This window comes from Lactococcus allomyrinae, from assembly GCF_003627095.1.
Lineage (GTDB): Bacteria > Bacillota > Bacilli > Lactobacillales > Streptococcaceae > Lactococcus > Lactococcus allomyrinae.
The window spans coordinates 381,792-398,436 of record NZ_CP032627.1 but is presented as its reverse complement, the minus strand read 5'-3'; the positions used below and the strand labels follow the sequence as shown (position 1 = coordinate 398,436).

11 protein-coding genes, 2 pseudogenes and 1 riboswitch are annotated in these 16,645 nt (G+C 36.6%); of the genes and pseudogenes, 2 read left to right on the top strand and 11 right to left on the bottom strand.

The window, feature by feature from the left end; translation table 11 throughout:
- Window positions 1-55: 55 nt before the first annotated feature.
- From D7I46_RS02010 to D7I46_RS01965, 10 genes and pseudogenes are all read right to left on the bottom strand, one after another.
- The gene (locus D7I46_RS02010; RefSeq protein WP_120771357.1) at window positions 56-463 is read right to left on the bottom strand and encodes an EbsA family protein; all 408 of its coding nucleotides are present in this window, start codon (window positions 461-463) and stop codon (window positions 56-58) included.
- 251 nt (window positions 464-714) lie between these two features.
- Window positions 715-2,792: pseudogene (locus tag D7I46_RS13710) on the bottom strand (LTA synthase family protein).
- 581 nt (window positions 2,793-3,373) lie between these two features.
- Window positions 3,374-6,874, bottom strand: a complete 3,501-nt coding sequence (gene smc / locus D7I46_RS02000; protein WP_420844013.1) for a chromosome segregation protein SMC — start codon at window positions 6,872-6,874, stop codon at window positions 3,374-3,376.
- A gap of 500 nt (window positions 6,875-7,374) precedes the next feature.
- Entirely contained in the window at window positions 7,375-8,067 is a 693-nt protein-coding gene (gene rnc, locus D7I46_RS01995; protein WP_120771355.1) for a ribonuclease III, read from the bottom strand.
- A 498-nt stretch (window positions 8,068-8,565) separates the two neighbouring features.
- Window positions 8,566-9,198 (bottom strand): NAD(P)-dependent oxidoreductase, encoded by a 633-nt coding sequence (locus tag D7I46_RS01990; RefSeq protein ID WP_120771354.1) that lies wholly within the window; start codon window positions 9,196-9,198, stop codon window positions 8,566-8,568.
- Window positions 9,199-9,529: 331 nt separating this feature from the next.
- Entirely contained in the window at window positions 9,530-10,039 is a 510-nt protein-coding gene (locus D7I46_RS01985) for a QueT transporter family protein (protein ID WP_120771353.1), read from the bottom strand.
- A riboswitch (PreQ1 riboswitch) is annotated at window positions 10,037-10,174 on the bottom strand. It overlaps the preceding gene by 3 nt.
- A 222-nt stretch (window positions 10,175-10,396) precedes the next feature.
- A complete protein-coding gene (locus D7I46_RS01980; protein ID WP_120771352.1) occupies window positions 10,397-11,131 on the bottom strand; it encodes a 3-oxoacyl-ACP reductase in 735 nt (244 codons plus the stop codon).
- Complete coding sequence (locus tag D7I46_RS01975) at window positions 11,128-11,367, bottom strand: DUF2829 domain-containing protein (RefSeq protein WP_120771351.1); 240 nt, start codon at window positions 11,365-11,367, stop codon at window positions 11,128-11,130. Before D7I46_RS01975 ends, D7I46_RS01980 begins: the two co-directional genes overlap by 4 nt.
- Window positions 11,368-11,461: 94 nt before the next feature.
- Complete coding sequence (locus D7I46_RS01970; protein WP_240424467.1) at window positions 11,462-11,998, bottom strand: GNAT family N-acetyltransferase; 537 nt, start codon at window positions 11,996-11,998, stop codon at window positions 11,462-11,464.
- 2 nt (window positions 11,999-12,000) lie between these two features.
- Window positions 12,001-13,949 (bottom strand): annotated as a pseudogene (locus D7I46_RS01965) (class I tRNA ligase family protein); the annotation flags it as partial.
- Window positions 13,950-14,134: 185 nt separating this feature from the next.
- On the opposite strand from D7I46_RS01965, the gene D7I46_RS01960 reads away from it, so the two are divergent.
- Together D7I46_RS01960 and D7I46_RS01955 are read left to right on the top strand one after the other, a co-directional pair.
- On the top strand, window positions 14,135-14,992 hold the full coding sequence (locus tag D7I46_RS01960) for an exodeoxyribonuclease III (RefSeq protein WP_120771350.1): 858 nt from the start codon (window positions 14,135-14,137) through the stop codon (window positions 14,990-14,992).
- 107 nt (window positions 14,993-15,099) lie between these two features.
- Complete coding sequence (locus D7I46_RS01955) at window positions 15,100-15,843, top strand: DeoR/GlpR family DNA-binding transcription regulator (protein WP_120771349.1); 744 nt, start codon at window positions 15,100-15,102, stop codon at window positions 15,841-15,843.
- A 421-nt stretch (window positions 15,844-16,264) separates the two neighbouring features.
- On the opposite strand, the gene D7I46_RS01950 is transcribed toward D7I46_RS01955, so the two are convergent.
- A complete protein-coding gene (locus tag D7I46_RS01950; protein WP_120771348.1) occupies window positions 16,265-16,615 on the bottom strand; it encodes an arsenate reductase family protein in 351 nt (116 codons plus the stop codon).
- Window positions 16,616-16,645 lie beyond the last annotated feature (30 nt).

The following is a 16,645-nucleotide window of genomic DNA, read 5'->3' as shown; positions in this document are numbered from 1 at the left end:
AAGGCTAAAACAATTTTGTTTTTAGCCTTAATTCTCTTTGTATTTTTAAGTTGATTTAGGCTTTTATTTCTGCTACTTCTTGTTCAGATTCAATAGTTTGTAGTTCTGCAAGTGTTTGCTTGGAGTTACCAAAAGTTAAAAATTGATAACGTTTCCCAGCATAGCTACATTCAAAGCCAAATTTTGTCGTCCTGACTGCTGTGATGTACTTCAAGTCAATGCTTTTCATTTTTACACGAGGAAATGTTGTGAAGTGCAAATGTTTATCTGAGATGAAGAAACGATGTGGCCAAATCAAAACGATAAAAGCAATGTAGGAAATGATTGCTAAAGCAGCCAAAAACCAATTTCCTTTCTTGTCAAGTTCGTAGAAAATAACTCTCTCAAAGCTTAAAATGATGATTGTCCAGAGCCAAGCCAATCGATGATTGAGCGAAACTGGAAGAAAATATCCTGTTTTCATTGATTCCTCTCTTAATAAGTCTAAATTAGTAGGTGCACAAGTCTTTCTTTTAAATATTGACTAAGTAGCACATCTACCATTATTAGTCGGAGAAAGAAACTCCTACTAACAATGTAATTACTTCAAGACTTTATTCTGTTAATATTGACAGTTTCTTATGATTGATTCATTTTCTGTAATTAGAGATACAAATGGTAGATAACTGTGATATAAAATCTTTTTATATTTTAAAGTAAGGTTAATATATTTGACTAATCTTTCACTTTTGTTTTATCCTGCCCGTCTTTAACTTGTGGAATATCGGTCGTATAATCAGGTAATGTTGATTTACCTTGATTTTGACTAAGTAAGCTATTTGATTTTGCAGAAAGATCTTCGTTTTCTTTCTTCAGCCTACTTTCTGTTGGCTTAAGTGCGTAGTTGTATTCTTTAGGATTAACTGGAGTGAAGCCTTCAGGCGTGTAGAACCTAAGGAGATTTTGATTATTAACTTTGTCAGATGCTGATAGCAGCTCTGATACTTTTTCTTTTGTCGACTTGACGTAAGCCTCTTGTGCTGGAGTTAGCTTATCAATCTGCAAACCAGTTTGAGTATCATAATAATAACGACTATTCAAACTTGGTAAGGTAATTGTTGGAGTGACAAAGCCACCATTTCGCAGTGCGACGTAGTCTTGTCTTCCAGATGCAAACATATCTTGACCAAACTGAACGTACTTTTGAGTATTAATACCAAGTAAATGTTCTAAGGTTGGCATAACATCAATCTCACCAGTGTAAGTGTTTATGATATGTCCATCAGTGCGACCAGGAATATCTACCATAAATGGTGTACGTTGCAGCATTGTATTATCAAAGCTATTGAAATCGTCTGAAGTATATCCAATGTACGGAGCCAATGCTTTCAAATCTGAACCAGACACACCATAATGATCACCATAGAGTACAATAATTGATTTTTCATATAAACCTGATTTTTTCAGATAATCAAAGAATTGTTGTACAGCTTGGTCAAGGTAATGTGCTGTTTCAAAATATCCATCAACAAGTTTATCCCCTGAATCTACGGTGGCAAAATTTGGATCTTTGTCTTCGTCATCCATTGTATAAGTCAAATGGTTAGTTACTGTCAGATATTTAATATAAAACGGCTGCTGCATTTGTTCAAGCAATGGTACTGAATCTCGGAATAGGAGTTTATCTTTAATCCCCAAGGACTCATGTTTGAAGCTGAATTATCGAAGAAACTTTGATCAAAGAAATTTTGATAACCCATTTGTTTGTAGGTATTTAGACGGTTGTAGAAGGCTCCGACATTTCCGTGAACAACTGCTGAGCTATAACCATCAGTTTGATTTAGAATTGCTGGCATCGCTTGGAAAGTCTGTGTTGAGCCATATTTCGCAAATAATGAACCTGCAGGCAGACCAAAGGTTGAAGTCTCTAGCATATTTTCTGCATCTGATGTTTTCCCTTGTCCAACTTGGTTAAAGAAATTACTGAATGAATAGACTGAACCGTCTGTTCCTTGATTATTGTAAAGCGAGTTTAGAAATGGAGTTACGACATGTTCTTTGCCGTCTGTTCCTTTGATTTTCAGGTTAATCAAATCTTGTTGGAAAGATTCAAGGTGAATCTCAATTACGTTTCTGTTTTTAGCAATACCAAACATTTTGGCATTTGGTGCAAGATAACGATTAGAAGCAATATATTTTTGGATTTCGTCTAATGTTTCTTTGCTAGCATCTTTACGCTGTGAGTTTGCAAGATGAGTGTAATAACCATCAGTCAACATCCATGGACCTAAGCCAAGATAACGGACAACATATGTTTTATCCGATTGAGCACGACGTAAAATCAATTGATGTTTGTTAAAATCACCAAACCAGAAGTTTAATCCAAAAAGTGCAAGACCCATTGACATAAACGTAAAGGCACGTTTAGCGCCTACTGGTCTATTATCCAATTTGACCTTTTTAGCAATAACTAAAACAATAAGTACAACAAGATCAATCCAATAAACCCAGTCCATCAAATGCACCGGGATTGAGCCAAAATCAAAACCGTGTTGGAACATTCCTGCTCCACCTGTCATTGTATCAATTGTTATAAAATCGGTGAATTCTCGATAATAGAGAACATTGAGATAGAGTAGAAAACTTGCTGCAATACTTAAAATAAGTGTTGCCAAATAAAAGATTGATGTTCTCCTAATGAATAGTAAAACGGCAAAGCAAGTTGCAGTAAACCCGATTGGGTTAATAATCATTAGTAAAAATTCGGCTGGACCTACGCCTCGGAGATTGAAAACTCCAAAGTAGGCAATCATTGATTTAACCCAAACGAAAAATACAATAAAACTAAGCAAGCCAACACGAGTGTTGAACGCAGATAGTAATTTTTTCAATTTTGTAACCCCAAAACTAATTTCTTTTTTGTGTGAAAACGTGCTAGGCTGATTTTTAAATATTTCATTTTATATCAGCGGAATATTTTTTTAATAAATTCAGTCTAGCTAGAAAACCGTTAAAAGTGTTTCGTAGACAGTAGTTTCAACAAAAACATTGACTTTAAGCTATGCTAAAGTGTAGTTCGATGAAAAACATAACCTTTTGAAACAAATTTTTTGTTTTTAGATTGCCTAAATTATATGCTATTTAGCTGCTTTAGGCAAATCATATACAATATTCACACAAAAATTTAGACTTAAATATACCATATTAAGTTTAACGAAATCTTAAGTTATATTCTAACACTATTTAAGCTTCATTGGATTAGGACTTTAATCGTAATAATGAAATATTTTAGTGAAAGATCGTTACCACTATTAAAATCTTATCAAGTTTTTATGTGGAACTGATATAAAGCATTGTCGCCAAAAGTAAATGAATTGTTTAATGTTCTTTTTGTTCAATTTTCAAGCTTGACAGAGATAACTTTGGATACTCCTGCATCTGCCATAGTGATGCCATACATACTCCCTGCTGCCGCCATTGTCCCGCGTCTATGTGTCACTACAATAAATTGGTTGCTATTATCAAAATGATTCATATAGTCGCCAAAGCGCTTGACATTAGCTTCATCAAGTGCAGCCTCTACTTCATCAAGTACAACGAAAGGTACTGTGCGGACACGCAAAATAGCAAAGATGAGAGCGAGGGCCGTCAGTGCTTTTTCTCCACCCGACATTAAATTTAGACTTGATAATTTTTTACCTGGTGGTTGAACTTTGATTTCGACTCCCGCATCAAGTAAATTGTCGCTTGTCAATTCAAGGTCCGCTTGACCTCCTGCGAACATTTGTGAGAAAGTCATTTTAAAGCTCTCACGAATAGCGTCAAATGTTGATTTGAAGCGAATTTTAACTTCATCATTCATATCATCAATTGTTGAAAGAAGTAAATTTTTTGCCTCTAGCAAATCGTCTTTTTGGCTTGATAGGAAAATAAATCTTTCGTTGACTTCCTCAAATTGAACAATCGCATCTAGATTGATTGGACCAAGTGCGCGAATCTGACGCTCAAGCTGTTTGAGTTCTTGTTCTGCACTTGCTAAGTTTTCCAACTGAACAGCAGTATTTTGTGCTTCTTCAAAACTCATCTGATGTTCAGTGTTGAGCGTTTCTTGAAGTGTCATCAAACGTTGCTCTGACTGTTCAAGCTGCATTTCGTAACGCGTTTTTTGTGTACTCAGATTTTGACTTTGTTGGATAAAGTCCTGATTGTGCTGCTCTAAATCTTCCATTTGCGCTGATAGGTCTTCGCGTTCAAATTTGAGACTGACCATTTTGACATTGAGCTCACCGAGCTTTTGTTCTGTTGTTTGGAGTTGGTCAGCAAAAAGGTTTCGCTCTTTTTCATCAAATTTTACGGGGTTCAAACTTGCTTGTAACTGTGTTTTTTCTTCTGTCAGTGCTGACAAATCTGTCAGTAGTCGTTTTTCATCGTTTTTGCTAAAGCGCAATTCACTTGTAACTTCTGAAAGACGAAGCTGTGCTTCTGAACTTGCTTGTGTTTTTTCTGATTGTAAGGCTTTATGAGCTTGACTATTAGATTTGAGTTGGTCAATTTGCTGCTCAATTTCTGATTTACGTTCGGAAATTTTTGTAAGCATTGCCAAAGCAGCTTGATTTTGTTGGGTCAATGTTGACAGAGTTTCTGATGCATTTTTACTGACAGAAAGTTCTGTCAGTGCTGACAAGGTTGATTTTTGAGATTTTAGTTGCTCAATTGTCATGAATAGTGTTTTTTCCTCAAAACGTTTTTCTTCACCTTGTGTTTTTAAAGTAGCAAGTTGCTGTTCTAACTCTAGTCTTTCTTTTTGAGCTTTTTGAACTTTTTTTTCTGCTTGTTTTAGCTGAGTTTCTAATGTCAAGATTTGCCCATTTAACGCATCAATCTCTACATTACTGAAAGTTGTCGTGTTACGCTTGCCAGCACCACCTGCGTAAGAGCCACCAGGATTGATTTGCGTACCGTCAAGGGTCACAATCCGTACGGTATAACTCATACTTCTAGCAATCGCTGTCGCATTCTCTGCTGTGTCTACAATGACCGTTGTCCCCAAAAGTGAACTCAACGCTTTTTGTAAACGTGGTTCAAAGTGTACCAGATTTATCGCTAAATCAATAAATCCTTTTTGTCCAGAAATTCTCGAAAGACCGTTAAATTCACGAGATTTAATCGTTGTTAAAGGCAAAAATGTCGCACGACCTATACGTTTTTCGCGTAAGAAAGCAATAGCACGTTTTGCTGAATTTTCATCTTCGGTAATGATATTTTGACTGCCTCCACCAAGTGCAATGTCAATTGCTGTGGTGTACTTGCTATCGAAACTCAATACATCTGCTACAACACCAATGATACCGCCAATTTTATCTTGGTTTTGCATCACACTGCGCACACCAGCGAAAAGATTACTGTGACTATCACGAATATTTTGCAGTGAAGTCAAGCGCGCTTTTTGTTGATTCAACTCTTGTAATCGGTCATACATTTCATTTTGTGCATGACGCTCTTGTTCTTCATATTGTTTTTTTATGATTGACTGATTTTCATATTCTGATAAAAGTTGGCTGATTTCATTTTTCAACTGCTCGTAAGCTTTTTCAGACTGATCTAGCTCAGCGTTTACTTTTTCAAATTTAGCAAGATTTTCTTTTGTTGATTCATCTTGTTCTGACTGCTTTCTCGTCAAGTTTTCGATTTCAGCTTTATTTCGGACAATGATATTAGATTGTTCCGCTTCCTGCCCTACTAAAGTGACAAATTCATCACGAAGACGTTCAATAACAGTCTCAGGTGCGTCTGACAAAGACTCCAACTCTACTGACAGTTTTTTAAGTGCAAGCTCAAGTGTTGTCTTTTCTTCTAAAAGAAGTTTTTGCTTTTCTGTCAGTACTGACAGTTCTTCTTCCATTGCTGTCAGCCTATCTATCAGTTGTTTCAAACGGTTTTCCCGCTCTAATGCCGTTTTTTCAGAAGAATCCTTCTGCACATCAAAAAGTTCAATTTTTCTCGTCAACTCTGCTTTTAAGCCTGATAATGTCATCTGTTCATTTCGACATTGTTCTTGCTCTTGTTCGACTTCGATACGACGTTTTCTGAGTTCTGACAGTTCATCGTCATAGACTTTTTTACGTTCTGTCAATCCTGTCAGCACTGACAGAACTTCTGTCAGTTGATTTTGAGTTTCATCATACTTTTCTTTCTCAAAAAGGAGTTGTCCGACTAGCACAGAGAGCGAAAGTTCACTGCGCTTGGTTTCTAATTCACGAAAGCGCAGTGCAACATCTCGTTGAGCTTGTAAGGGAACAAGCTGACCGTTTAATTCAAAAATGATATCCTCTAAACGGTCTAAATTATCCTGAGTAGACGTTAACTTTGACTCTGTTTCTATTCTCCGATTTTTGTACTTCAAAACACCTGCAGCTTCTTCAAAAATCGCACGACGCTCTTCAGGTTTAGAATTAAAAACGGATTCAATTCGCCCTTGAGAAATAATGGATAAACTATCACGCCCCAATCCAGTATCTGTAAATAGGTCATGGATATCACGCAAACGGCATTTTTTACCATTAATCAAAAATTCTGAATCACCATTTCGATACAAACGACGTGTGATTACGACTTCATCATCTTCATCATGTCCCATTAAATAATCATCTGTATTATCAAAATGAGCAATCACTTCTGCATAGTTGAGTGCTCTTCTTTTCTCTGTTCCTGCAAAAATAACATCGGGCATCTTCCCGCCACGCAGCGATTTTGCAGATTGTTCACCAAGAACCCAACGTAAACTTTCTACAATATTGGACTTACCAGAACCGTTTGGCCCGACAACTGCTGTTATTCCTTTATCAAATTCAATTTTTGTTCGGTCGGCGAATGATTTGAAGCCGACAATTTCCATTTTTTTCAGATACATTTTTATAAAAAGCTCCACTTTTTAAATTACACTATTACGCATTCGTTGTAGTAAACACCAACAAACTGAAGTTATGGTCTAATACTCTTTAACTTTTAAACATTCTGCTTGGAAGTTAAAATTTGCGATTGCGTAAATCTCTTTTTGCGCAAGCACAAAGCAGCATAACTTCATAGCGAAAAAATGTCGCTATGACACCCCAGTTCAGTCACCACTAAAAAAATCCTATCGGATTTTAAAGTGGAAATATTCTGAACGAATTAACCCTTATTGCCATCGCAATTTGAACTTCCGACTTTATAGAATACCCATTTGCACTACAGTGCTTACGGATTTAGTAAAATCGACAGTGATTCAAGGCGGAGATACACATGGATATCGGCAGTAGGATATTTTAAAGTTAGCGTAGTACATTAATTGCGCTTCTCCACCATTTTACTGGATATTTTTAACTTTGCGAAGTGCTCTTCCCGCATAAAAATAAATTAGTGGTTGCTTTGACCTTTTATCGCATTTTCTGCCGCTTTTTGTTCAGCCACTTTTTTTGATTTTCCCATTCCTCGCCCAAGTTCTGAACCATTATTGTAAACGGCAGCAACAAATGAACGATCATGTGCTGGTCCTTCTTCTGAAAGGATTTTGTATGAAATCAATGCGTCTCCACCCGTTTGCAAAATTTCTTGTAACTCTGTCTTGTAGTCAATAATTTTAACATAATCATCAGCTTTCACATGAGGAATCACGACACGATTAATAAATTGACGTACTTCATCCATCCCTTTGTCCAAAAAAAGTGCGCCCAAAAAGGCTTCGAACAAATTTTCAAGGGTTGTTTCGCGACTTCTACCGCCCATTTTTTCTTCGCCATGTCCTAAACGTAAAAATTCACCAAATCCACAATTACGTGCAAAATTTGCTAAAGATTCCGTCCGAACGATGCTTGACCTCATTTTCGACAACTCTCCTTCAAGTTTTTCTGGATAAGTACGATAAAGATAGTCTGAGATAACAAGTGACAAAGCCACGTCTCCCAAAAATTCCAAACGTTCATTGTTTGCAATCTTTGGGAGCCGTTCTTCATTAGTAAACGAAGAATGGGTAAAAGCTGTTTTCAGCAATTCTTCATCAGAAAAGCTAATCCCAAAATCATTTTTTAATTTTTCCTGAAGCTTACGCATAAAGCCCCTCCATTTATACAGCAGTATTTTGCTTCAAAATACTCGTTTATACAATTTCAATTTTTTGTCTCTTTCGACAGGTCTATGATGACGACTACCGTTGTTTTACAGTTGAGATGCTACATCAATTCAAGTAGCACTTTTACCAAATATTGGTAAAGTCAATCGCTAACAACTAACCCTACAACAAATACAATGTGTCTATTTGCAAGTTCGTCTACTGATTATTCTTAGAAAAATTAAAGATAAACTTATATAAAAAATACATCATTGCTACATGGTCTATACTCACCGCAATGTTGGTGCTAAAAGCTTAAAGATGATTATTAGAAATTTATCTTTTTCGTCTATTGCCCATCATATGAACTCAATTATACCAAAAAATGGTTAAAATTTGTATGACCGCTAAGAACCTACTTATTAAATGAGAGTAATATCTCTCACAATGCGTTCAAAATCGTACATAATCAATAAAAAATTGCACTTTCGTGCAATTTTCTAGTTCTCATAAATTCCGATATGTTCGTTCTGATGTGTCCCTTTATCAATCATATTTACGACTGCATCGGCATAATCTGCATAACTTACTCTACTTTTTCCTGATTTATTTTTCTCAAAAATATCACTGGTAATTGTGTAGCTTCCAGTTTCTGCTCCTTCTGGGTCGAAAAAATCTGCAGGTGAGAAGAAGGTTACATTAACATTAGAATTTTTATAAATTAGACTTGCTTTTCCCATCTCCGCAATGGTTGGGTAGTAAGGCAAATCTTTGGAAAGTTCGTCAACCAAACGACGTGTCCGACTTTCATCCAAGTAAAGCGAACCCGCTCCTCCAACTACGATAAGACGCGTTGCACTTCCTGACAGAATCTCTGTGACATGATGTGCCACTTTAGAATATTCAGCTTCATTCCCTTCAGGGGCACGGTAAGCGAGGACGACAGCGTCAAATCCTGACAAATCTTCTGACGTTAAATCAAAAATATTTTTCTCAATAACCTCTGTCACAGCTACTTTCAGACGCGCTTTATTGCGGACAATAGCAACGACTTCAAATCCTTTTGTCATTGCTTTTTCAGCAATCAAACTTCCTGCTTTTCCGCTTGCTGCGATTACTGCAATTTTTTTCATTAAATGAAACCTCCTATTTCTTTGTTCATGGCTGAAGTTATAAGTCTCACTCTAAAAATTTTTCACCACGGATGTCTATACGCCAGGTGTCCATTTGTTCTAAGTTGCTAAAGCAACAAGACTAAACAACCAGTGGGCACTGCAATTCAGTCTATTTGCAGTTCGTTCAATCATTTTTCATTACAATATACTCATTACTTATAGTAATAGAGGATAAAATAAGGTAATTAGTATATAGAACAACATTATTAATGTGAGTCTAATATAATTATAACAAATCTTATCACTAATGTTTTCTTATTCGTTCAAAAAAGTAGCCTAAAGGCTACAATTATTTCGTTAAATCAATCCGTTTTCCAAGTTTGTCAATAATGAACGCTCCCACAATCAAACTAGCAAACTCGCCCAACGCAAGCGTCGCCCAGTCGATCCAGAAAGGTAAACCAGCGATATAATAAAGCTCAATTGCAATAGTTACCATGCTAATTGAGAAAAAAATGGCGAAATATAAAAACGCTTTATTGAGCTGCCCATTAAATAAATATTGCTTTTTAAAGCGTTCAAATAACAAAACACCCAAACTTAGAAAGACCAACGTTGACAGTCCACCAACGATGACATCTACCCAAGTAAAACTCAAAAAGTTGGAAATCATGCATCCAATCGTCACAGCAATAATATACTTTTTATTATAAAATGCTGTAAAGTTTAACATTTCAGAAATTCTGAACTGGACTGGTCCATAGCTGATAGCGTTCAATCCTGGTGCCACAGTCAAAATGACATACAGCGCCGCGACAATAGCAATTGTCACTACATCATAAGTTCTTGATTTTTTCAATTTTTCTCCTTTAGTGAAACCGTTGAATTTGATTTTGCAATCTCAGTTCACTTGAAATATGCTCAGGCAAAGGTCATAAGTCCTGAGGATTGCTTTTCTCTATTCCTGTCAAAGCAACGTCCCTATTTTATCAGATTTCTTGCAAAATGAAAAGTGCTGACAGACTTTTGTCAACACTTTTATTTACTGACAGATTTCTGTCAGTATTAAATCTACTCTAAAATCCAATTTTTTGCTTATTTATGCCTACAAACGGGGAAAACTGCTGCTTCTTTATCTCACTTCAAACATTGAGTAGGCGAACGCAAGACTGAGCTGGTTTTCAATTCAAAGCTGAAGCTTTTAGAAATCAGTCTATTACTTAATGGTCCAGCCCCCATCAATGGGAACAATTGCCCCTGACATATAATTTGCCTGTGGACTTGCCAAAAACAGCGTTAATTCTGCGACCTCAAAAGCCCTTGCCCAACGTTTAGCAGGAGTTTCAGATGCTACCCATTTTGCCATTTCTCCATCATTTTCTAAAAAATCTGCAGCATTCATCGGCGTGTCAATCGCTCCTGGAGCAATACCAAGCACTTGTATTCCGTGCTGAGCTTCATCTAGCGCTAACTGTTTCGTCAATCCAACAATTGCGTGTTTACTGGCTGTATAGGCAACTCCTCCACCTCCAGCAACAAGCCCCGCAACCGAGGCCATATTGATAATCACTCCTGATTTTTTCTGTTTCATTTTCGGCAAAAATGCTGAAATCATCAAATACATGGAATCAAGATTCATATGTAAAATCCGCTGCCATAGCATAAAATCCGTTTCTTCTATGGTCGCATAATCATCCAAAATTCCAGCTGTATTACACAAAATATCGATGGCGCCCACATCCTCAGCCAACGCTTGAACAGCATGAGCATCAGAAACATCACAAATTTTTACTGACAGATTTGAAAATTTACTGACAGTATTTTTGTCAGTAAATACTTTAACGTCAACAGCAATGACATCAGCTCCCTCTGCCAAAAAAGCCTGCGTTTGAGCCAAACCGATTCCAGAGCTTGCGCCTGTTACTAATACTTTTTTACCTGAAAATCTCATTCGACAAGAACCCAATCATTAGCCAAAACATCGCATGGTGTAGGAGACCACATCGAAAAGCCCTCACTTTCGCCTTCGACATTAATTAGGAAATAAGGAGTTACATCAAGTTTTTCCCCATTTTCCAATATGATTGAATCATAAATTTTCACATAATTTTCGGTACCACCCCAACCTTCTGTACGTACCGCCTTCTTACCAGTTTTAAGCAAAGGTAAAATTTCTTCAAATGTCATATCATCACACTCAATTCTCTTCTATACTAAATCAACTAAAAAGCAGTCCGATTTTTGGTTAATTGTGCTTGCTTTGCAACCACCTAGAGTCAGTCTAGTATGCCAACTCTAAAACAAGATTATACCAAATTTCACGAGCATGGCTCGACGTCGAAACGCCCTCGTTGCAATAGCCGTTAGCCTCATAAAAACCTACCTTTTCTGCCAAGCAAGTCAAGCTTATTGCTTTGCGCTGCTGTTTTTTAGCTACATTTTCTAAAGCAAAGAGAAGTTTTCCCGCAATCCCCTGATGCTGAAACTCAGGTAAAACTGCAAGACTTAACACCAAGAGATAATCGTCAGCTTCTTCATTTTTTCGTACATTCTCAAATAATTCATCTGTAATATAGCGTACTTTTGAAGCACAAGCGACAATAAATCCCACTACTTTTCCTGAGTCTGTCTTAGCAACAAGAAAAGTGTCTTGCACTTTCTCAATACGTTCACGCATTGCGGTTTCCGTCGCTGCTTCTTCAGCCGAAAAACCAGTGGTTTCAATCATCATAACTTCTGTCAGTACTGACAGATTTACATTTTCAATTATCAGTTTTTCTGTCAGTGCTGACAAATCTTGTTTTTCATGTTTCATCATTAACCAATCAATGAACCTGCCGGAATATCCTTATCCACTGTCAACACACGCAATTGGTCTCCAAATTCAGCTGACAAAATCATGCCTTGCGACACATATTTTTTCATCATTTTACGTGGTTTCAAATTTGCGACAATTTGTAGTTTTTTACCAAGCAACTCTTGTTCATTAGGATAAAATTGCGCAATACCAGATAAAATCTGACGAGGCTCACGATCACCAGCATCAAGTTTAAATCTCAACAATTTATCAGAACCTTCTACACGCTCAACTTCAAGCACCTCTGCCACTTTCAATTCAATTTTTTCAAAATCATCAAATTTAATTTCAGGTAAAGTCAAGTTCAATTCAACCTCTTCAGGAATCCATTCTTTCTCCACAGGTTTACCTCCGCTCATTTGTTCTTTAATGTAAGCCACCTCTTCCTCAACATCAAGTCGTGGGAAAATGGGTTCTCCTTTGGCTACTACTGGATTTACAAAGTCATAACCAAATGCTAATTCTTCGATTGAAAAGCTTGTTTCAGAAAGTCCTAACTGCGTAAAAATTTTCCCAGAAGTTGCACGCATAAATGGTTGCAATAAAGTCGCAACAATGCGCAGATTTTCAGCCAAATGATACAAAACGTTATTGAGTTTCGCTTTATCATCTGCCGATTTCGCAAGTACCCAAGGTGCCGTTTCATCAATGTATTTATTCGTTCGTGCAATCAAAGTCCAAACATCAGCAAGTGCCACATTAAACTCAAATTTGTCCATTGCTTCATGGAAACGCGCCACGGTATCTGTAACAACTTCTTCTAAAGATTCATCAAACTCAGTTGTCGCAGCAGTAGCTTCAATTCGACCATCATTATATTTATTAATCATTGAAACTGTACGGTTCAAAAGATTTCCCAAATCATTGGCAAGATCAAAATTAATCCGACCGACAAAATCCTCAGGCGTAAAAATTCCATCTTGACCAAAAGAAATGGCGCGCATCAAATAATAACGTACCGCATCAAGGCCATAACGTTCAATCAACATCTCAGGATAAACCACATTCCCTTTAGATTTAGACATCTTCCCGTCTTTCATCAAAAGCCAGCCGTGACCAAAAACTTTCTTCGGTGCAGGTAAACCAAGCGCATGGAGCATGATTGGCCAATAAATCGTATGGAAACGCACGATTTCCTTACCCACCATATTGATACCCGGCCAAAACTTTTTAAAGTTACTATCATCTTCTGAATTATAACCCAGTGCAGTGATATAGTTGAGCAACGCATCAAACCAGACATAAACGACGTGTTTAGGATTTGACGGTACAGGAATCCCCAAGTAAAGCTTGTTCGAGTTAATGCCAAATCTTCCAAACCAGGCTTGATAAAGTTGTTAATCATTTCATTTTTACGAATTTCAGGTTGAATAAAATCAGGATGTGTTTCATAATAATCCAAAAGCCAGTCCGCATATTTACCCATACGGAAGAAATAAGTTTCTTCTTCAACCCATTCCACTTCGTGACCACTTGGTGCAATACCACCAGTAATCACACCATTTTCATCCCTATAAACTTCTTCAAGCTGTGTTTCCGTGAAAAATTCTTCATCAGAAACTGAATACCAACCTGCATATTTACCCAAATAAATATCATCTTGCGCAAGCAACTGCTCAAATGCCTTAGCTACCGCTTCTTCATGATAAGTATCCGTTGTCCGAATAAATTTATCATAAGAAATATCCAACTTTTTCCAAAGTGCTTTAACATCTTCTGCCATAGGATCAAGATATTCTTTCGGTGTCAATCCCAACTCTTCGGCTTTTCGTTGAATTTTCATTCCATGTTCATCAAGACCTGTCAAATAAAAAGTGTCAAAGCCCATTAAACGTTTATAGCGTGCCAATACGTCACAAGCAATGGTCGTGTAACTTGAACCCAGATGAAGCTTACCAGATGGATAATAAATCGGAGTGGTAATGTAAAAAGTTTTGTTTTCAGTCATATTTTCCTCTTTCCGAGCAAATGAGGCTCGATATTTGAGAAGATTCTCATCTAAATATTATACCAAAAATTTGATATAATTAATCTTATCAGATGACGATTGCTTCCAGTAATCCCTCTCAATCTTATAGAAATCAAAAAGGAAATACAATGAAATACAAATTTATCTCATGGAACATTGATTCTCTCAATGCAGCACTAACAGGCACTTCTGAACGGGCAGCATTATCACTCGCTGTTGTCAAACAACTTGCTGATGCAAAACCCGATGTTCTTGCTATTCAAGAAACAAAACTTCCTTCATCAGGCCCTAAAAAAGCCCATCTTGAAGTGCTAGAAGACCTATTTGCAGACTATAATATTGTTTGGCGTTCATCTAATGAACCTGCTAGAAAAGGTTATTCAGGTACAATGTTCCTCTACAAAAAGAACTTACCTGAACCCATTGTCACTTATCCAGAAATTGGAGCACCCAGTCCAATGGATTTTGAAGGTCGCATCATTACCCTTGAATTTCCTGATTTCTTTGTCACAACGGTCTATACGCCAAATGCTCAAGAAGGGTTAACACGCTTAGATTTACGAGGAATTTGGGATGATAAATACCGTGAGTATCTGAAAAGTTTGGATGCTCAAAAACCTGTATTTGCTTGTGGTGACTTTAATGCTGCCTATACTGAGATTGACCTTGCCAATCCAAAAGGAAACCGTAATACTGCCGGTTTTACAGATCAAGAGCGTGAAAAATTTGGTTTACTTTTAGCCAGTGGGTTTACCGATAGTTTCCGTAAAATTCATGGTGATATTGAGCGCTTTTACACAGAGGGACGTAGCCTTTATACTTGGTTTGCCCAACGCGCAAAAACTTCAAAAATCAATAATTCTGGTTGGAGAATCGACTACTGGCTCGTTTCCAACCGGATTGCTGAACAGCTTCTAACTTCTGAACCAATGGATTCTGGAGAACGCTTGGATCACATTCCTATTTTATTAGAATTTGAAATTTAAAATCAATCATTTTCATTCAAAAATAATTAGCTTTCTTTTGGCTAATTATTTTATTTTTTATCTTTTTTGTGATAAGCTCAAAGTAAATCTATTTGTGAGGTCTCCTTATGTCGCGTTCAGAAGAAATAATCAAAATTGTTAGTGATGCTAAAAAGATAGAAGTCAACAAACTTGCAGAATTGCTTGATGTTTCAAATGTTACCATTAGGAAAGACCTCGATAAACTTGAAGAAAAGGGAATCATCAATCGCCAACATGGTTTTGCCGTGATAAACAACACTGATGACATCAACTTTCGTTTAGCCAAAAATTATGATTTAAAGCGTAAAATTGCTTTAAAAGCTGCTGAAAATATTCTTGATGGTGACGTTGTCATGATTGAATCAGGTTCCACTTGTGCCTTACTCGCCGAAGAACTAGCCTTTAATCGCAAAAATATTACCCTAATCACAAATTCTGTTTTTATCGCCAACTATGTACGTAAATCTGATGCAATTAAAGTGATTTTACTTGGAGGAGAATATCAAAGTAACTCACAAGTTAATGTAGGACCTTTAATAAAAAAAGTAGTTGACGAATTTTATGTTGATAAGTTATTCATTGGCATTGATGGTTTTGATGAGGTTCGTGGGTTTAGAAGTAACGATATTGATAGAAGCGATACGACTCATCTCATGTCAGCTGCCGCAAAAGAGGTTATCATCCTGACAGATGCTTCAAAATTTCAACAAAATGGGACAGTCACGGAGTTTTCATTTTCTGAAATCTCAAAAATCTATACCGATCGTTCGATTAGCAATAAAATAAAAAGTTTCCTCACTCAAAATCAAATTGATGTGATTATCGCTTAACTCAATAAATTATATTTATAAAAAAAATCTGGACTACTTCCAGATTTTTTATTGACAGATTATCTAACTTATGCTATATTTATTTCATAAGAAATAAATATACTTTCAAATGAAATAAATTTTCCTACTAGGAGCACTTAATATGATTACAATTTCGATTATTATCATCATGATAAAATGGCTCTCTACCAAACATCTCCGAAAATAGTGCTCCATAAAAATTATTACATAAAAAAATGAGTCTAACCAACTCATTTTTTTATCAAAGCAAGTGTGTCCTAAATTTCGCATTTCGTTTGACTGCTTTAACTTTTGCTAGGACAAGATTATTTCATCTAGTCGAATCTCCTACTGAATAAGTCTTGACTTCATTTGTCCTATTTCAACTTTGTCTCAATTCGCTTAGAAAAGAATAGCTTCATTATAAGCTATTATACTGTTCTTCTTTGTAACCAATGTGCTGAACTTTTCCATCTTTGACGATGAGCGGACGCTTAATCAACATACCATCTGATGCAAGTAATTGTGCCATTTCTGCTTCTGAAAGTGAATCCAACTTGTCTTTCAATCCCAACTCCCGGTAAACAAGACCGCTCGTGTTAAAGAACCTTTTTGTAGGAAAATCTCCCTGAGCAAACCAGGCTTCAAAGTTTTCTGCTGTTGGAGGGAGCAACTTCAAATCAATTTCTCTATATTCAATTCCAAGAGAGTCAAGCTGCACCTTGGCTTTACGACAAGTTGAACATTTTGGATACCAGTAAAAATCGTACATTTTTCACTTCCTTTTTGTTATAATTATAAA